This window comes from Kribbella sp. VKM Ac-2568 (assembly GCF_004345365.1).
Taxonomy (GTDB): domain Bacteria; phylum Actinomycetota; class Actinomycetes; order Propionibacteriales; family Kribbellaceae; genus Kribbella; species Kribbella orskensis.
This window is the reverse complement of sequence record NZ_SLVF01000004.1, coordinates 113,271-131,025: the sequence shown is the minus strand read 5'-3', so window position 1 is coordinate 131,025 and position 17,755 is coordinate 113,271. Positions and strand designations below refer to the sequence as shown.

The window sequence follows — 17,755 nt, the reverse complement described above, 5'->3', positions numbered from 1 at the left end:
CACCCGATACACAACCGCAAGACCGGTACGAGAAACCACATGCCTGGGCCAGGTGCTCCCGCCGAGCGGATAGCCAGTTCACCCGACAGAGTGCGCTGTTCCCAGCCTGTGGAGCGCGCGGTTGTACCCCTGGCATAGGCGGAGGTGGTTCGCGGTCTCCGCTGCGTGATGGTGCTAGTCGTGCTGGTGCGCGTCAAGAGCGCCTTTGGCGTCCCTTCGGGATCGAAACAAGTTTCGACTCTTGACCCACCCCATCCCGACCAGGGAAGGACGCAGCTACGCGGATCCCGCGCAGAGGTCTGAGCCGGGTCGGGGTGGGGTGCACCGGGCGACGGAGGTTTGAGCCGGGTCGGGGTGGTGTTTCCGGGGGTGGGTGTACGGACCGACAGGTAGTACTGGGGGTGGTCGCGGAGGTTCCAGGCGTGGGCGGCGCGTCGGGGTGGTGTGTGCGGCGACAACTTCCGTCGGTACGCCGGCGGGCCCCGGGCGTGGGTGTTCGCCCCGAGGAGTGGTGGTTGCGGCCATTCGGGGGCTGGTGCTGACAGGTTGTTCGACCGCTGGCGGGTTGTTCGACCACTGGCAGGTTGTTAGCCGGCTGGCCCGTTGTTCGGCCACCTGTGGCTATTCGCGGGTCCGCTGGCGGGTCGTTCGCCGGCTGGCGGCTCGTAAGGCGCCAGCGGCCGAACAACCCGACATCGGGAGGCCAGTCGCCGGGCTGGGCCCGAACGGGGTGCGGTGGTGGGGACCTCGGACACCTTCTGGGGGGTGTGACGCCGGACGGCGGTGCGGTTGGGGGGACCTCGGACACCCTGTGGGGCCCAGGGACAGGTCATGTCGTGTCCGAGGTCGCGACTTGGTGTCCGAGCCCGCACTTTGTGCACCGGTTGAGTGTCCGGCTCGCCGGGATCTGCTCAGGTGGTGCACAGGGTGCCGGTTTCGGGAGCCCCGCGGCCCGAGCAAAGGAACACCCCGAACTTCGGGGCGATGCAGCTCCCCGAGCTTCTAAGCAAGGCAGCTCCCCGAACGTCTGGCAAGCCAACTCCCCGACGTTTGGGCGAAGGAGCTCCCTGGGCCTTGTCGCCACACCTCTCAGCGGCTCCGGGATAGCTGCGTTCCTTCCCTGGTCGGGGTGGTGTGGGTCCAGAGTCGGAACTTGTTCCGATCCCGAAGGGACGCGAAGCGCTCTTGACGCACATCACCCCGACCAGCACCATCACGCAGCCCGGGGACGCAACCACCTCCGCCCATGCCGGACGCGACCACCTCAGCCCCAAGCCGGTGGAACCACCAGAGGCTGTTCTGGAACATCAGAGCCCAGCGAGTTCCTTGGCTCGGGTCATTACGGTGTCGAGCATTGGTTCGGTTAGTTTGCCGGTGAAGGTGTTTTGCTGGCTGGGGTGGAAGCAGCCGAGGACCACGACCTCGCCGTACGGGCCGGGGATCGGGTACTCGACCGCGTGGCCGAACTTCGGGCGGGGCTTCGGTACTGCGCCGCCTACCGACTGCAGGGCGTTCAGGAGGGCGTCGAAGCCGAATTTGCCCAGGCATACGATCGCCCGGGTGGACGGGAGCACCAGTTCGAGTTCGCGGCGGAACCATGGGGAGCAGGTGTCGCGTTCCTCCGGGGTCGGCTTGTTCGCGGGTGGAGCGCAGCGGACCGCCGCCATCATCCGGGCGCCGAGCAGCCTCAGCCCGTCCCCCGCGTGCTCGCTCGTCGGCTGTGTGGCCAGGCCGACCCGGTGGAGCGAGGCGAACAACCAGTCGCCCGAACGGTCGCCGGTGAACACCCGGCCGGTCCGATTCCCGCCGTTCGCGGCCGGCGCGAGACCGGCGATCAGCACCCGCGGCTCGGGATCTCCCCAGCCGGCGATCGGCCGGCCCCAGTACGGCTGGTCCGCGAACGACTTTCGCTTGCTCAGGGCAACCTCTTCACGCCACTCCACCAGCCGCGGGCACGCCCGGCACACGGACACCCGCGCGTCCAGCTCTGCCAGTTCGTCGGTCTGCGCCAGCTCGACGACGTCTGCCGTACTCCGAGCCACCGGAGTACGCCGTACCGCGGGATCCTCGGGCCACCCCGTCCCCGGCGGCACCGGGCTCTCGAACAACTCCCCCGTCAACGGGTGCGGCAATCGCATACCAGCCACCTTAGGGTGTCCGGATGACAGTGATCGGTGTCGTCGCGGCAGCAGTCGGCGGCGTCGAACAACTCCGCGAGGGCCTCGTCCAGCCGCTCATCCAGCGAGGCCACCAGGTCGCGGTCACGCTGACCCCAACAGCCGCAAGCTGGTTCGATCCACACGAGCTGAGCGACCTGGAGAAGCTCACCGGCCTGCCGGTGCGATCCCACCCGAGAATGCCCGGCGAGCAGCGCCCGCATCCACCGATCGATGTCTTCGTGGGAGCACCGCTGAGCGCCAACTCCGTGGCCAAGCTGGCGCTGGGGGTCGGCGACAATCAGGCGCTCACGGTCTTGTCCGAGGCCCTCGGGACCACGCCCATAGTCGTCTTCCCGCGCGTCAACGCGGGCCACGTGCGGCATCCCGCTTGGGCGGGACACCTGAACGCGTTGCGCGCCGCGGGTGCAGCGCTGATCGAGTGGCATCCCCTGGAACCGCGGGTGGAAAGCGGTGGCCGGGAGCTGCCGTGGCGGGAGATCCTGGACGCCGTTGAACGGATCGGGTGAGGGGCGCGGGATGGATGCCGAGGTTGCCGGCAACAGAGCTGCTTGGGAGATCGCTTCCCAGAAGCACGTTCGGGAGTACGACGAACTGCTGACTGCGGCGGCCGAAGCGGAGCTGCTGGAGAGGGAGCTCCGGTTGTTGCGTGAGGTGCTCCAAGCCAGGCCTGCGGTGGTGCATTTGCAGAGTGGGCATGGGCTGGATGACGTTGCGTTGACAAAGGCGGGGGCACGGCAAGTTGTCGGGGTCGACTACAGCGTGACGGCGGCTACTGCGGCTCAGCGGAGGGCCATCCAGCTCGAAACCAACTGCCGGTACGTCGTCGCCGAGGTGCCGGGCGTGCCCTTGCGGGATGGATGCGCCGAGCTGGTTTACACCGGCAAGGGCGCGCTGATCTGGATGCGGGACATCGGGGCCTGGGCGGCTGACGTGGCACGCCTGCTGAAGCCGGGCGGGCAGTTGTTCGTGTACGAGGCGCACCCGATGGTGCCGTTGTGGAGCTGGGACGAGGACGAGCCGAGGATCCGGGCGGACCGGAGCTACTTCGGCCGCTCGCACATCAACGACAGCTTCCCCGCCAACGGTGCCCGGGAGTGGCAGTGGTCCCTCGGCGAAATCATCTCCGCCGTAGTGGCGGCCGGGCTCGAGATCTCCTCGGTGGAGGAGTATCCCGAGCCCTTCTGGCAACCAGCGGGTGTCGATGCGGCCGCTTGGCAGGGCCGCCTGCCGAACACCTTCTCGCTACTCGCCCGGCGCCGCTGAGGCTCCCGCCAGTACCAGCTCCGGGTGTGCGGCGGCCCGGCGGCGCGCGGTGGGTACGAGCAGCGCGAGGACGACGGCGACGGCCGAGATGACCGCCAGCAGCGCGAACGCGTCCGTGTAGCCGGACTCGAACGGCAGCCCGTTGGCCTGCAGGTGGCTCGTCACGATCGAACTGACCACCGCGGTACCGATCGCGCCGCCGATGGTGCGGATGTTCGCGTTCATGCCGCTCGCAGCCCCGGTCTGGCTCATCGGCACGTTCTGCACGATCAGACTGGTCATCGAGGCGTACGCCAGCCCGATGCCGAGCCCGAACGACGCACCCGCGAGCGCGACCTGCCACGCCTGGTCGTGGAATCCGGCGAAGGCCACGCAAGCGATCAGGCTGAACACCGACCCGAGCACCAACTGCGCCTTCACGTCGAAGCGAGGAGCGATCGGCCCGCTCAGCGACCCGGCGACAGCCATCGCCACCAGCATCGGCAGCATCAACAGTCCGGCCCGAGTCACCGTGGCGCCGAACCCGTACCCGGCAAGCGTCGGGATCTGCATGAACTGCGGCACGAACGCGTAGGCGGCGAACATCCCCGCCCCGAACAGCAGCGCTACCAGGTTGGTGGTCCAGACCGCCGGCAGCCGCAGCATGCGCATGTCGATCAGCGGATTGCGCGACCGGAGTTCAACGGTGATCCAGCCCGCCACCAGCACCACGGCCAGGACGAGCAGGCCGATCGTCTGCACCGACGCCCAGCCCCACGCCGCCGCCTTGCTGAGCGGCAGCAGCAGCGCCACCAACCACCCGGACAGCAGTACTGCGGCCAGCCAGTCGATCCGGCCCGGCGCCCGGGACGGCGACTCCGGCACGAACCGGAAAGCGGTGAACGCGGCCAGAACGACGACCAGGAAGGGGATCCAGAACAGCCAGCGCCAGTTCAGCGCCTGGATGACGGGCCCGGCCAGCACGATCCCCAGACCGCCGCCCGCCGCGATGACGGCCGACACGATGCCGACCAGCGACGGCACCCGCTCGCGCGGGAACTCGTCGCGGATGATTCCGAACGACAGCGGGAAAATGGCGCCGCCGAGTCCCTGCACCACCCGCCCGACGATCAGTACGCCGGCCGTCGGGGCGAGCGCGGCGATCAGGCAACCGGCGGCGACGGCGCCGAGGGCGATCAGCAGGGTGCGCTTCTTGCCGATCATGTCGCCGATCCGGCCGAGCAGCGGGGTCGCCACCGAGGCCGCGAGCAGCCAGGCGGTGAGGACCCAGGTGACGGTCCCCTGACTGGTGTGCAGGTCGCGCTGAATGATGGGCAACGCGGGGCTGACCAGCGACTGCAACATCGAGAAGGCGGCAGTGGCAGAGGCCAGCACCAGCAGAGTGATCCGCGGGGAGGACGCGTTTCCAGGCATGACGAAGTCCTTCGAGGTTGATGAGCTCACGGCGGCCGCGGCGTTCGGCGGCGCGGGTGTGAGAGACGCCCCAGTGGTAAAGTCGAGGCGTGCCTCCACTATAACGGAGGGATGCCTCCGTTTCTAGTCGTTAGGGTGAACGAGGTGACAGACAAGACACGCACGATCCTCCGGGCAGCGGTCCAGCGACCGACGCGCGCCGACGCGCGCCGCAACTTCGACGCCTTGCTCGCCGCCGCCCGCGACGCCTTCGCCGAGCAGGGCACCGGCGCGTCGCTGGAGGAGATCGCCCGCCGGGCCGGCGTGGGCATCGGGACGCTCTATCGCAACTTCCCGACCCGCCAGCACCTCTTCGACAGCGTCTACTTCGGCGAGGTCGAGGAACTCTGCGACGCCGCGGACGACGTCGCCGACCTGCCGCCCTGGGAGGCGCTGACCACCTGGCTGCGCCGCTTCGTCGGGTACGCCGCCACCAAGCGCGCGATCTACGAGTCGCTCAACCGCGACTCCGAGATGTTCAAATCCGCCCGCGTCGCGATGTACGAGGCGGGAGAACCGCTGCTGGTCCGCGCGCAGGAGGCCGGTGAGGCCCGCACCGACATCACCTTCGACGACGTACTGCGGATGGTCAGCGGCCTCACCGCCGCCGGGTTCGTCGACGACCAGCAGCGCGAGCGCGTACTGGCAATCGCCCTGGACGGCGTCCGAGCCCGCTAGTGCGCCGCAAGCGCCAAGGAACACCCGACGCGGGGCACTAACCCGCCGACTCCCCCAGGGCCAGCGCGACACCGTCGAGGATGTCGTGCTCGGACACCACGACCTCGTCGTAGGCGAGATCCCCGGCGATCCGGTCGTGGATCCGCTGCAGGATCAGCGCCCCGGCGCCGATCACATCCACCCGCCCGGGATGGATCGCCCGTACTTCGGAACGCGCCATCCGGGTCGACCCCATCAGCCACGACGTGGTGTCGAGCAGCACGTCGGCCGGGATCCGCGAATGGTGGATCGCGCCCGGGTTGTACTCCTTCAATCCCAGCGCGACCGCGGCCACGGTGGTCACCGTGCCCGCGACCCCGATCAGGCAGCGCGCCTCGGACAGCGGGACGACCGTGGAGTCGAGCAACTCGTCCACGTCCTTGGTCGCTGCGGCCATCTCCTCGACCGAGTGCGGGTCGGACGGCAGGTGCCGCTCGGTCATCCGGACGGAGCCCATGTCGAGCGACTCCGCCGCGATGACGCCGGACTCGTCACCCAGGATCAGTTCCGTGGAGCCCCCGCCGATGTCGGTCACAAGGTACGGACCGGGCAGTTCGAGCTCAGCGAGTCCGCTGGTCGCGCCACGGAAGCTCAACGCGGCCTCCTCGGCCCCGGAGATGATGTCCGGCTCCACTCCGAAGCGGGCGGCGACTCCGGCGAAGAACTCGTCGCGGTTGCTGACGTCGCGGGCCGCGGAGGTCGCGACGAACCGCAACCGCTCGACCCCGGCCGCGCGGACAGCCTCGGCGTACTCGGCGCAGGCCGCGAAGGTCCGCAGCAAGGCGTCGTGAGCGAACGCGCCGGTCGAGTCGACTCCCTGGCCGAGGCGGACGATCTGCATCCGCCGGTCGATCTCGGTCAGGCCGCCGTCGGCGTAGTCGGCGATCAGCAGGCGGATCGAGTTCGTCCCGCAGTCCACCGCGGCGACGCGGACGGGGGCGGCCGCAGTACCGGAATCAGACACAGCGTCAGACACAGGGGCCCCGACGGCCCCAGTCGGGGAGCATCTCCAGCGCTTCGTCGCCGAGCGGATTCACGCCCGGCCCGGCGGCGAGCGAGTGACCGACCAGGACGTGCAGGCACTTCACCCGGGTCGGCATCCCGCCGGCGCTGATCCCCCTGATCTCGGGGACGTCGCCCAGCAGTTCGCGCCGGGCCAGGTAGTCCTCGTGGGCGGCCCGGTACTGCGCGGCCAGATCGTCGTCGGTGGCGAGGCGGTCCGTCATCTCCTTCATCACGCCCTCGGCCTCGAGCCGGCCGATCGCCGACGCGAGCCGCGGGCAGGTGACGTAGTACGTGGTCGGGAACGGGGTCCCGTCCGGCAGCCGCGGCTCGGTCTCCACCACGTCGGGCAGACCACACGTGCAACGGTGCGCGATCGATCGGATCCCGCGGGCGGTCCGGCCCAGCTGTGCGCTGACTGCCGTCTCGTCCTCAGGCGTTACGGTCACCTGCTGCCCTTCGGTGGTGCGGTCAGAACGGGCTTGGGCGTCGGTTTCGGCGGTGTCGGCGTGGCCGACTGGGCCGGTTTGCCGGCGCCCTCGACGCTCCCCCAGAGCTTGGTGTACCAGGTCGGCTTCTGTGTGTCGGCCTGCGGATCAGCCGGTCCGGCCGGCTCGGGCGGCGCTCCGACGGGCTTGCCGTCGGCGCCGATCACCCGGTACCCGATCTCGCCGGGCATCACCCAGCCGAGGCGCTGCCTGGCCTGGGCCCGGACGTACGCGTCGTCGTTCCAGCGGGCGATCTCGTCGTCCAGCTGGCCGACCCGCTTCTCCCGGTCCCGGATCTCCTGCTGCAGCGCGCTGATCTGCTGGTGCTGGTCGAACCACACCCGCAGGCTCTGCGCGTAGGACACGATCAGCGCACCGAGCACGAGCAGCACAACGGCTGCCCGGCCGGTGAGGTTGCGGGAACCCCGGGTCCGGGCCGGGCCGGCCGGAGTTCCCGTCGTACGGCGTTTGGGCTGGTTCCCGTCCCGGCGGGCAGGTGGACGTGACTGGCTGCGACTCGTCGGTCGCGAGCCTGGACGTGCACCTGGATCCCGGCGGGAGGACATCCAAAAACCTTAGCCCGGTCAGCCCTTGAATCGCGGGAATGCCGAACGACCGGCGTAGCGGGCCGCGTCGTCGAGCTCCTCCTCGATCCGGAGCAGCTGGTTGTACTTCGCGGTGCGGTCGGACCGGGCCGGGGCGCCGGACTTGATCTGGCCGCAGTTGGTGGCGACGGCGAGGTCGGCGATCGTGGTGTCCTCGGTCTCACCGGAGCGGTGGCTCATCATGCAGGTGAAGCCGTTGCGGTGCGCCAGGTCCACGGCGTCCAGGGTCTCGGTCAGCGAGCCGATCTGGTTCACCTTGACCAGCAGCGAGTTCGCCGCCTTCTCGGTGATGCCGCGCTGCAGCCGCTCGACCTGGGTGACGAACAGGTCGTCGCCGACGAGCTGGGTCTTGTCACCGAGCTGGGCCGTGATGCTCTTCCAGCCGTCCCAGTCCTCCTCGTTCAGCGGGTCCTCGATCGACACGATCGGGTACGACGCGACCAGGTCGGCGTAGTACGCGATCATCTCGTCGGCCGACTTCTTGCCGCCCTCGAAGGCGTACACGCCGTCGGTGTGGAACTCGCTCGCGGCCACGTCCATCGCCAGCGCGATGTCCTCGCCGGGCTTCAGGCCGGCCCGCTCGATCGCGACCAGGATCAGGTCCAGCGCGTCGCGGTTGCTCGGCAGGTTCGGGGCGAAGCCGCCCTCGTCGCCGAGACCGGTGGACAGGCCCTTCTCCTTCAGCACCGCCTTCAGCGCGTGGTAGACGGTCGCACCCTGCATCAGGGCGTCGGAGTACGTCGACGCGCCGATCGGGGCGATCATGAACTCCTGCACGTCGACGTTGCTGTCCGCGTGCGCGCCGCCGTTGAGGATGTTCATCATCGGCACCGGGAGCACGTGCGCGTTCGGGCCGCCGACGTAGCGGTACAGGTCCAGACCGGCGCTCTCGGCGGCGGCCTTGGCCACCGCGAGGCTGACGCCGAGGATGGCGTTCGCGCCCAGCTTGGCCTTGTTCGGCGTACCGTCCAGGTCGATCAGGGCCTGGTCGATCAGCCGCTGCTCGTGGACGTCGTAGCCGACGATCTCCTTGTCGATGTCCTCCAGGATGGCCGTGACGGCCTTCTGGACACCCTTGCCGCCGTAGCGGGACTTGTCCCCGTCACGCAGCTCGACGGCCTCGAACTGGCCGGTGGAAGCACCGGAGGGCACCGCCGCCCGGGCTACGGTGTCGTCGTCGAGGAGAACCTCGACCTCGACAGTGGGATTGCCTCGCGAGTCAAGAATCTCGCGGGCGCCGACGGCCTCGATGGTGGCCACATCTACTCCTCTGTTCACACCTTGATGTCAGTCCCGACAATAACGGCCAGACCAGCCGACCTAGTGGACCGCGTCGGCCTTTTGGATAAGGCGGATCGCTTCGGAAGGGACCGACCGGACCAGCAGGACCCCATTCGGCGCTTCGAAAACCGGCTGGCCGAGCTTGGCGGGGTCGATGCCGAGCAGGACGTCGACCGCGGATCGCCTGCCCACATGGCTGTTTCGGGCCGGCGCCAGGTGCACATGCGTACGTCGTCCCGGCCGCAAGCCCTCCCGGGTGATCGCCTCCAGCGCGGCCGTGTTCGTGCCGTGCCAGAGCAGGTCTGCGGGAATCACCCGTCGCCAACTGTTCTCCAAAGCTTCCCGGGTGACGGGCATCCCGGCAGCGGAATGACCCTGGCAAGCGCGAATCCGGTCGCCGTCCACCTGCAGCCGCGCCTTGTCGTTCTGCTCGACGGCGGCGGCGAGCGCAGTACGGTCCATCCGGAGTAGCTCGCAGACGTCCTCGATCATGGCCCAGCCGTCGGGGGTCATCGCGAGTCCGCGCTCACCGGCGGTGTGCCGGAGTAGTCGGGACAACTGTCGGCTGGCCTGGCTCACACCACGAAGCGTGTCAGCAGGGTCCGCAACGTGTCGAGGCGGTTGTCGGCGGGCCGGTTCCGGCGGGTGACGAGGTAGTAACGGATCGGCGGCAGATCCTTGATCGGGATGGTCCGCACCGTGGCCGGAGTACGGACGAAGCCGTTCACCACGGCGGGGGCGATCCCCATCCGGACGAAGTGGACCAGCAGAACCCAACCCTCCGCCTCCACCGCGACAGACCAGTCGACCCCGGCGTCCAGCAGGCTCCGCTCCAACTGCCGGCGGTGCGGCCGAGTCTGCGGCGGCACGACCAGCGCCTCCCCCTGGAGATCCTTCAGCCGAACCGTACGCCGGTCCGCCAGCCGATGGTCAGGACGAACCACCAGCACCTGCGAGTACTGCGTCAGCAACTCGCACTCGAGGTCGTCGGGCGGAATCGTGAGGGCAGTGACCCCGACATCGGCTGTTCCGTCCCGGACCGCCGCCACGGTGGCATCGGAGTCGGTGGTCATCAGGCGCAGGCCGAGTTTGCGGTCGAGATAGCGGCGGAGCACGTCGCCGATGACGTACAGGTAGGCCCCGGAGCCGGCGGCCAGGACGAGTGGTCGCGGCTGCAACGCGTCCAGGCCTTCGAGAAACGCGGCCGCGCGAGAACGGGTGTCGTTGGCGAAGGCGGCCAGGTGCTCGCCGGTCTGGGTGAGCAGGAGCGTTCGGCCATGGCGTTCGTACACCTGACGGCCGAGGGTCTGCTCGAGCTTGCGGATCCTGGCGTGCAGGGCAGGCTGGCTGACGTGCAACTCGCCCGCGGCGTGGGTGAAGTTGCGATGCTTGGCGAAGACCGCGAACGCTTCCAGATCCTCGGCGACCAGGCGATCCAGAGTCATCAGCTCAGACTATAGCTATCGGGCTGGACAATAGTTCCGCTGAGATGCTGGTCGGCCGCAGGATCGAGGCATGAACAGATTGGGAATAGACATCGGCCGGGTGATCATCGACAGCCCACCCGGCGAGGACACCGCCTTCTTCCACGGCGACCGCGCGACCGTACTGCGAACGCCCTTCGTCCCGGGCGCTTTCGAGGCGATCCCCCGGCTGGTCGAGTTGTTCGACGGTCAGGCCTGGCTGGTCTCCAAGTGCGGCCCGCGGATCCAGCAGCGCTCCCTCGACTGGTTGCACCATCACCGCTTCTTCGAACTGACCGGACTCCCCGCGGACAACGTCCGCTTCTGCCTACGCCGTCCGGACAAGGCGATCCACTGCGCCGAACTCGGCATCACCCACTTCATCGACGACAAAGCCGACGTCCACGAAGCCCTGCACGGCGTAGTACCGAACCGCTACCTGTTCGGCCCGCAGCGCCGTACGCCGGCTGACCTTGTCCACACGCCGGACTGGCCTTCGGCAGAGGCCGCGATCCGCCGGACCCTGGCGGATCGAACGATTTCTCCGGAGTACTTTCTATTTGCGAAAGTGGAAAGTACTCCCTAAGGTTTCCGGTATGGAAAGTGATGCGCGGGAGCAGTTGCAGATCATCGAGCGCGCGGCGGCCGCGCCGTACGTGAACTATCCGGCGACGCCGTGGTGGTACTCGCCGCTCGTCGGGCTCTGGGCCGCGGCCATGATCGGCGCCTTCACCTGGTGGCGCGAGAACACCGCACTGTTCGCCGCCAGTCTGGCCATCCTGATCGCTTTGGAGGGCGCCTTCATCGCCTGGATCCAGCGGCGGCACGGCGCTCTCCCGATGCCGGGCCGCGGCACTCCCCCGGCGGAGATCGGTCGGGTCTGGCGCGGCTACTTCCTGGCTCTGCCGGTGGTCGCAGGGCTGATCGCGCTCGCCTGGTGGCTCGGCGGCGTACCTGTCGCTGCCGTCACCGCGTTCGTCGTGGTCACCGCCGGCCTCGCGTACTACGAACGTCGCTACGGTGTCGCCGCGGCGAAGGTGCGGGAGCGGCTCGCGTGATCAGCGGTCTCGACTCCGTCATCCACGCACCCAAGCGACTCGCGGCCATGGCGGTGCTCGCCAACTCCAGCACCGCGTCGTTCCGTTTCCTCAAGGACTACCTCGAGATCAGTGACTCCGACCTGTCCAAGCACATGTCGGCACTCGAAGCCGCCGGCTACGTCAGCTCCTCGAAGGATGGCCGCGGCCGCGGCGCAACCACGACCTACAAAATGACCCGCCTCGGCCAGAAGGCCTACACAACCCACCGAGACGCCCTCCGAGCCCTGCTGGATGGGCCGCCGGCGTCGGACTAGTGTCCCGTAAGCGGCACTAGGTCAGGAACCGGATTCGGTACTGCGGACCTCGTCGGCGAGGCGGTGCGTCGCTTGGCGCAGCGCCTGCTCCGGGTCGACGCCCACGGCGCGAGCCTGGCGGACGAGATCCAGCAACGCGGCACCGATGCGCTCGTCGTCGGACGCCGGCGGCTCAACCGGCGACGCTGCAGCGGACTCTGGATCAGCCGGCAGCACCTTCGCAGCCCGGCCGAGGACCTTGTCGGCCAGAGCCAGGGCCGGGAGGGCGAGCGGGATACCTTCCAGCACGGAGGTGCGCTGCTTCTCGGCGGCCTTGATGGTCTCCCAGTTCGCCTCGACCGCGGCCGCGTCCGCCGCGGTGACGTCGCCGAAGACGTGGGGGTGACGGCGGACCAGTTTTTCCACGATGTCGGCGGCTACATCGTCGATGGAGAAGCCCTCTTCGGGGGTTTCCTCGGCGATGCGGGAGTGGAAGGCGATCTGGAGGAGGAGGTCGCCGAGTTCCTCGCGGAGGTGGTCGTAGTCGCCGGTGTCGATCGCCTCGAGGGTCTCGTAGGTCTCCTCGAGCAGGTACCGTGCCAGGCTCTCGTGGGTCTGCTCCTGGTCCCACGGGCAGTTCCGCCGGAGCCTGTCCATCACCCGGACCAGGTCGATCAGCCGCGCACCCGGTACGTCGTACGACCCGTGCACGATCTCGACCTGGTACTCCGGGCGCGGCTCGCGGTTCAGTTCGTCCGCGATCACGCGCAGCAGGGCGGGTTCACCGTCCTCGCCGACCAGCCAGGCGACCTGTCCGCCCGAGGCGGCGCTGTCGGTGAGCCAGGTCCACTGCTCGTGCGCGTCACCGAGCACCTGCTGCACGACCAGTCCGGAGCCGATGAGCGCCTGCACGTCGGGGCGTTCCGGGCCGGCGGAGGCGCCGATCGCCGAGGCGTCGCCGAAGACCTGCCAGGCGGCCAGGGTGAGCAACCCGGGCGCCACCCGCGGACTGGTGAGAACGACCTTGATCCAGCCGCTCGAAGGATCCGTCACAGCGGCCGCGATCAGCCCTGCGGCTGCGGCTGCTGCTGTTGCTGCTGCTGCGCCTGCTCTTCGGCCTCGCGCTTCGCCTTGGCCTGGGCGGACTCCTCGGACAGCGAGCCCGACGCCTTGCTGATGGTGCCGTCGGCCCACTTGCCGAAGCGCGGCGCGATGTCGACGGTGATGTTCTTCGAGGCGTCCCTGACCGCGGTCTGGCCGGCCTGCTGGGCCTGCTGGACGTTCGGGTCGGTGATGCCGGTGCCGCCACCGAGCTTGATGGTTCCGACGGCCGCCGTGGCGACCTGGCGCAGGAAGTCGTGCGCGACCGGGTCCTTGGCGAACTTGTCATAGGTGGCCTGGTCGCCGACCACGGCCTTCATCGCGGGCGTCACCTCGGCGTCGGAGACCGTGATCGAGCGCTGCGCGGCGATCTGCTCGACCAGCGCGCTGTTCACCATCTCGCCCAGGGTGAGGCTGGCGGTGAAGGGCTGACCGAGCGCGTTGCTGACCGCGGTCGAGGTCTTGTCGACGTCACCCACCGAGATCTCGGTGTCGCCGACCACGGCCGCCGCACCCGGGTGCGTGCCCGCAGCGCAACCGCCGAGCAGCAGCACCGACGCCAGCCCTGCACCGACCGCCTGAAGCCGTCGCGATGTGCTCACCGAATCTCCTCCAGCGTTCCTGTTCATCATGCTCGTGTCAGGTTCCTACCGCGACCGGCTCGGCGATCACGTCGTCGATCAACCGGGTGCACCACTGCAGCAACTCCTGGTCGCGGAGCGGCTGACCGGCGACCGGCCGGGTGGCAGGTCTCGGCACCAGGATCGTACGCAGTTGCGGCTTGACCAGACTCTTCGGGTACAGCCTGTTCAGCCGGAGCACCTTCGAGTCGGCGAGCTCGACCGGGCCGAACCGGATCAGATTGCCCTGCAGGGTGACGTCGTGCAGACCGGCCTTACGGGCGTGGTCGCGGAACTTCGCGACCTCGATCAGGTTGAGCACCGGCCGCGGGATGTCGCCGTACCGGTCGTGCAGTTCCTCGACCAGTTCGGCAATGGCGTCGGCGTCCCGGACCGCGGCCAGCCGCTGGTACATCTCCAGCCGGAGGCGTTGCGAGGGCACGTAGTCGTGCGGCAGGTGCGCGTCGATCGGCAGCTCGATCTTGACCTCGGGCTCCTCGGCCTGGGTGTCACCGCGGTACTCCGCGACGGCCTCGCCGACCAGCCGGACGTACAGGTCGAACCCGACGTCGGCGATGTGCCCGGACTGCTCGCCACCGAGCAGGTTGCCGGCGCCGCGGATCTCCAGGTCCTTCATCGCGACCTGCATACCCGCGCCGAGGTCGGCGTGCTGCGCGATGGTGGCGAGCCGGTCGTGCGCGGTCTCCGTGAGCGGCTTCTCCGGCGGGAAGAAGAAGTACGCGTAGGCGCGCTCGCGGCCGCGGCCGACCCGGCCGCGGAGCTGGTGCAGCTGGGACAGGCCGAGCAGGTCGGACCGCTCGACGATCAGCGTGTTCGCGTTCGAGATGTCGATCCCGGACTCGACGATCGTCGTACAGACGATGACGTCGGACTCCTTCTCCCAGAAGCCCTGGATGACCTGCTCGAGCTGGTGCTCGGGCATCTGGCCGTGGGCCACCGAGACCCGGGCCTCCGGGACCAGCTGGCGGATCCGGGCGGCCGCCTTCTCGATCGTGTTCACCCGGTTGTGGACGAAGAAGACCTGACCCTCACGGAGCAGCTCGCGCCGGATCGCGGCGGTCACCTGGCCCTCTTCGTAGGCGCCGACGAAGGTCAGCACCGGGTGCCGCTCCTCCGGCGGGGTGGCGATGGTAGACATCTCCCGGATGCCGGTGATCGACATCTCCAGGGTGCGCGGGATCGGCGTCGCGGACATGGTCAGCACGTCGACCGCGGTCCGCAACTGCTTCAGCTGCTCCTTGTGCTCGACACCGAAGCGCTGCTCCTCGTCGACGATCACCAGGCCGAGATCCTTGAACTGGACCTCGCCGCTGAGCAGCCGGTGGGTACCGATCACCACGTCCACCGTGCCGTCGGCCAGACCGTCGAGGGTCGCCTTGGCCTCCTTGTCGGTCTGGAACCGCGAGAGCGGGGCCACATTGACCGGGAACGCCGCGTACCGCTCGGAGAACGTCGCGTAGTGCTGCTGGACCAGCAGGGTGGTCGGCACCAGTACCGCGACCTGCTTGCCGTCCTGAGCCGCCTTGAAGGCAGCCCGTACGGCGATCTCGGTCTTGCCGTAGCCGACGTCACCGCAGACGATCCGGTCCATCGGCGTGACGAGTTCCATGTCGTGCTTCACGTCGTCGATGGTGGCCAGCTGGTCGGGCGTCTCCACGAACGGGAACGCGTCCTCTAGTTCACGCTGCCAGGGGGTATCCCTGGCGAACGCGTGCCCCTTGGTCGCCTGGCGCGCGGCGTACAGCTTGATCAGCTCGCCGGCGATCTGGCGGACCGCCTTGCGGGCCCGGCCCTTGCGCTTGGCCCAGTCGCCGCCACCCATCTTGTCGAGGGAGGGCTGCTCGCCACCGACGTACCGGGTGACCTGGTCGAGCTGGTCGGTCGGCACGTACAGCCGGTCGCCGGGCTGGCCCCGCTTGCTCGGCGCGAACTCGATCACGATGTACTCGCGGGTGGCCTTCTGCGCGCCGGTGCCGACGGTGCGCTGCATCATCTCGACGTAGCGACCGACGCCGTGCTGCTCGTGCACGACGTAGTCGCCGCCGGCGAGCTCCAGCGGGTCGACGGCCTTCTTCCGGCGGCTCGGCATCCGTTGCTGCGAACGCCGTTCGGCCGCGCTGCGCTGGCCGGCCAGGTCGTTCTCGGTGAGCACCGCGAACTTGATGCCCTCGGCAATGAAGCCGCGCTCGAGCTGGCCCTGCGAGATCTGCACGACACCCGGGTCCGGGATGCCGTCGATGCTGTCGACGGTGCGCGCGGGCAGCTCGGCCTCGGAGAACACCTCGGCGAGGCGCTGGGCCGGCCCGTGGCCCTCGGTCACGCAGACGACCCGCCAGCCGTCCCGCAGCCAGGCCCGGACGTCCTCGACGGCGGCGGCGGTCTCACCGCGGTACGGGTCGACCTCGTGCGCCGCGATCGCGCGACTGCGCACCGCGCCGGCGTCGGGGTCGATGTCGAAGGAGATCCGCTCCCCCATCGAGTCCCGCAGCTCAGGCGCGTCCGCAGGTGCCGCCGAGAACGGCGACATGCTCCACCAGGCAAGACCCTTGCCGAGCGCGTGCGACCGGACGTCGGCCAGCGACATGTACGCCGCCGCGCCCAGGTCGATCGGAGCGTCGCCACCACCTGCGGCAGCGGCCCAGGACGCCTCCAGGAACTCCTGGCTGGTGGCGACCAGATCGTGCGCCCGGGCACGGACCCGCTCGGGGTCGCTGACCACCACGTGGGTGCCCGCGGGCATCAGGTCGACCAGCAGTTCCATCTCGTCGACGAGGACGGGCGCGAGCGACTCCATCCCCTCGACCGCGTGGCCCTCGGCGAGCTTCTCGAACAGCTCGGACAGCTCCGGGTGCTCCTTGGCCAGCACCGCGGCGCGGGCGCGCACCTCGTCGGTGAGCAACAACTCGCGGCAGGGTGGGGCCCACAGCCCGTGCTCGGCGATCTCCAGGGACCGCTGGTCCGCGACCGCGAAGTACCGGATCTCCTCCACGTCGTCGCCGAAGAAGTCCACCCGCAGCGGGTGCTCCTCGGTCGGCGGGAAGACGTCGATGATGCCGCCGCGGACCGCGAACTCGCCGCGCCGCTCGACCAGGTCGACCCGGTGGTACGCCGCCCCGGCGAGCCGCTCGACGACGTCCTCGAGTTCCATCGAGTCACCGACGTGCAGCTGGACCGGCCGCAGGTCCGCCAGCCCGGCCACCTGCGGCTGCAGCACCGACCGGACCGGAGCCACCAGGATCTTGATCGGCCCGGTGGTCTCGTCCGACGGATCCGGGTGCACCAGGCGCCGCAGTACGGCGAGACGCCGGCCGACCGTGTCCGACCGGGGCGACAGGCGCTCGTGCGGCAGGGTCTCCCAAGCCGGGTAGTAGGCGACCGTGCCGGGCTCCACCAGGCACTGCAGTGCCTCGGTGAGCTCCTCGGCCTCGCGGAAAGTGGCAGTCACCGCCAGGATCGGGCGGTCCGCGCCCCGCTGGGCCGCCAGGGCAGCCATCAGCACCGGGCGGATCGGCCCGGGAGCGCTCAGGTCGAGCGTCGTGACGCCATCGGCCCGGGCGTCACGAACGGCCTCGGACACCACCGGATCGGTGATCAGGGTGTCGACCAGACCGGCCAGTTTCACGAGTTGTCCAACCTCACGAGTTGTACTTGCTTTGGGTGACCTCGAGACCATCGGTCAGGAGTGATTCGACCGCGTCAGCGGTCCGGTCCACCGCGAACGGCAGATCCTTGCGTTCGGTCGAGGAGAACTCGTTCAGCACGAAGTCGGCGGGGTTCTGCCGGCCGGGCGGACGCCCCACGCCGAACCGGATTCGATAGTAGTCACCGGTGCCAAGCGATTTACGGATCGACTTCAGCCCGTTGTGCCCGTTGTCGCCACCGCCGGACTTGGCCCGCAGGGTGCCGAAGTCGAGGTCGAGCTCGTCGTGGATCACGACCAGCCCGGCCGGCTCGACCTTGAAGAACTTCAGCAGCCCGGAGACCGGGCCGCCGGACTCGTTCATGTACGACCGCGGCTTGGCCAGCACCGCCCGGATCCCGCGGATCCGGGCCTCGACCACCTCGGCCTTGGCCTCCTTGTGCTGCTTCCAGCGGCCGCCGACCCGGGCGACCAGCTCGTCGGCCACCATCTGGCCGACGTTGTGCCGGGTCTTGGCATAGGAAGGGCCGGGATTCCCCAGCCCGACGACCAACCACACGTCGTCCGCCACGGATCCCGGCCCTCCTGT

18 protein-coding genes are annotated in these 17,755 nt (G+C 69.3%); 6 read left to right on the top strand and 12 right to left on the bottom strand.

The window, feature by feature from the left end; genetic code table 11:
* Window positions 1–1,307: 1,307 nt before the first annotated feature.
* Window positions 1,308–2,138: a uracil-DNA glycosylase gene (locus tag EV648_RS11800; RefSeq protein WP_132289124.1), complete on the bottom strand. Its 831-nt coding sequence runs from the start codon at window positions 2,136–2,138 to the stop codon at window positions 1,308–1,310.
* 23 nt (window positions 2,139–2,161) lie between these two features.
* Here EV648_RS11800 and EV648_RS11795 point away from each other — a divergent pair, with 23 nt between their 5' ends.
* Window positions 2,162–2,686: a flavoprotein gene (locus tag EV648_RS11795; RefSeq protein WP_132289121.1), complete on the top strand. Its 525-nt coding sequence runs from the start codon at window positions 2,162–2,164 to the stop codon at window positions 2,684–2,686.
* A 10-nt stretch (window positions 2,687–2,696) separates the two neighbouring features.
* A complete protein-coding gene (locus EV648_RS11790) occupies window positions 2,697–3,443 on the top strand; it encodes a bifunctional 2-polyprenyl-6-hydroxyphenol methylase/3-demethylubiquinol 3-O-methyltransferase UbiG (RefSeq protein WP_132289118.1) in 747 nt (248 codons plus the stop codon).
* Here EV648_RS11790 and EV648_RS11785 read toward each other — a convergent pair.
* The gene (locus EV648_RS11785; protein ID WP_132289115.1) at window positions 3,423–4,856 is read right to left on the bottom strand and encodes an MFS transporter; all 1,434 of its coding nucleotides are present in this window, start codon (window positions 4,854–4,856) and stop codon (window positions 3,423–3,425) included. The two genes, EV648_RS11790 and EV648_RS11785, sit on opposite strands and share 21 nt — an antisense overlap.
* 144 nt (window positions 4,857–5,000) lie before the next feature.
* On the opposite strand from EV648_RS11785, the gene EV648_RS11780 reads away from it, so the two are divergent.
* Entirely contained in the window at window positions 5,001–5,573 is a 573-nt protein-coding gene (locus tag EV648_RS11780; protein WP_241995067.1) for a TetR/AcrR family transcriptional regulator, read from the top strand.
* Between the two features lie 37 nt (window positions 5,574–5,610).
* Here the strand turns inward: EV648_RS11780 and EV648_RS11775 are convergent, their stop codons facing one another.
* Genes EV648_RS11775 through EV648_RS11750 form a run of 6 tightly spaced genes read right to left on the bottom strand, consistent with a single transcriptional unit; the run spans window position 5,611 to window position 10,433 of the window.
* A complete protein-coding gene (locus EV648_RS11775; RefSeq protein WP_241995066.1) occupies window positions 5,611–6,588 on the bottom strand; it encodes a Ppx/GppA phosphatase family protein in 978 nt (325 codons plus the stop codon).
* Window positions 6,581–7,063 carry a DUF501 domain-containing protein gene (locus EV648_RS11770; protein ID WP_132289109.1) on the bottom strand — a complete coding sequence of 161 codons (483 nt, stop codon included), beginning with the start codon at window positions 7,061–7,063 and terminating at the stop codon, window positions 6,581–6,583. Before EV648_RS11770 ends, EV648_RS11775 begins: the two co-directional genes overlap by 8 nt.
* Window positions 7,060–7,668 (bottom strand): septum formation initiator family protein, encoded by a 609-nt coding sequence (locus EV648_RS11765; RefSeq protein ID WP_241995065.1) that lies wholly within the window; start codon window positions 7,666–7,668, stop codon window positions 7,060–7,062. The genes EV648_RS11770 and EV648_RS11765 overlap by 4 nt, the downstream gene beginning before the upstream one ends.
* A gap of 18 nt (window positions 7,669–7,686) precedes the next feature.
* Entirely contained in the window at window positions 7,687–8,967 is a 1,281-nt protein-coding gene (eno, locus tag EV648_RS11760) for a phosphopyruvate hydratase (RefSeq protein WP_132192955.1), read from the bottom strand.
* 60 nt (window positions 8,968–9,027) lie between these two features.
* On the bottom strand, window positions 9,028–9,567 hold the full coding sequence (locus tag EV648_RS11755) for an RNA 2'-phosphotransferase (RefSeq protein ID WP_241995064.1): 540 nt from the start codon (window positions 9,565–9,567) through the stop codon (window positions 9,028–9,030).
* Window positions 9,564–10,433: a LysR family transcriptional regulator gene (locus tag EV648_RS11750; RefSeq protein WP_132289106.1), complete on the bottom strand. Its 870-nt coding sequence runs from the start codon at window positions 10,431–10,433 to the stop codon at window positions 9,564–9,566. The genes EV648_RS11755 and EV648_RS11750 overlap by 4 nt, the downstream gene beginning before the upstream one ends.
* A gap of 70 nt (window positions 10,434–10,503) precedes the next feature.
* On the opposite strand from EV648_RS11750, the gene EV648_RS11745 reads away from it, so the two are divergent.
* The 3 genes from EV648_RS11745 to EV648_RS11735 are packed head-to-tail and all read left to right on the top strand — an operon-like array spanning window position 10,504 to window position 11,805.
* Window positions 10,504–11,037, top strand: a complete 534-nt coding sequence (locus EV648_RS11745) for a hypothetical protein (RefSeq protein ID WP_132289103.1) — start codon at window positions 10,504–10,506, stop codon at window positions 11,035–11,037.
* A gap of 10 nt (window positions 11,038–11,047) precedes the next feature.
* On the top strand, window positions 11,048–11,509 hold the full coding sequence (locus EV648_RS11740; protein WP_132289100.1) for a hypothetical protein: 462 nt from the start codon (window positions 11,048–11,050) through the stop codon (window positions 11,507–11,509).
* A complete protein-coding gene (locus EV648_RS11735; RefSeq protein WP_132289097.1) occupies window positions 11,506–11,805 on the top strand; it encodes a transcriptional regulator in 300 nt (99 codons plus the stop codon). Before EV648_RS11740 ends, EV648_RS11735 begins: the two co-directional genes overlap by 4 nt.
* Window positions 11,806–11,826: 21 nt before the next feature.
* Here the strand turns inward: EV648_RS11735 and EV648_RS44015 are convergent, their stop codons facing one another.
* The 4 genes from EV648_RS44015 to pth are packed head-to-tail and all read right to left on the bottom strand — an operon-like array spanning window position 11,827 to window position 17,737.
* Window positions 11,827–12,837, bottom strand: a complete 1,011-nt coding sequence (locus tag EV648_RS44015) for a MazG family protein (protein WP_132289094.1) — start codon at window positions 12,835–12,837, stop codon at window positions 11,827–11,829.
* An 11-nt stretch (window positions 12,838–12,848) separates the two neighbouring features.
* The gene (locus EV648_RS11725) at window positions 12,849–13,487 is read right to left on the bottom strand and encodes a SurA N-terminal domain-containing protein (RefSeq protein ID WP_241995063.1); all 639 of its coding nucleotides are present in this window, start codon (window positions 13,485–13,487) and stop codon (window positions 12,849–12,851) included.
* A 37-nt stretch (window positions 13,488–13,524) separates the two neighbouring features.
* Window positions 13,525–17,148, bottom strand: coding sequence for a transcription-repair coupling factor (gene mfd, locus EV648_RS11720; RefSeq protein ID WP_132289091.1), 3,624 nt, complete (start codon window positions 17,146–17,148; stop codon window positions 13,525–13,527).
* A 13-nt stretch (window positions 17,149–17,161) separates the two neighbouring features.
* On the bottom strand, window positions 17,162–17,737 hold the full coding sequence (gene pth / locus EV648_RS11715; RefSeq protein ID WP_132289088.1) for an aminoacyl-tRNA hydrolase: 576 nt from the start codon (window positions 17,735–17,737) through the stop codon (window positions 17,162–17,164).
* Window positions 17,738–17,755 lie beyond the last annotated feature (18 nt).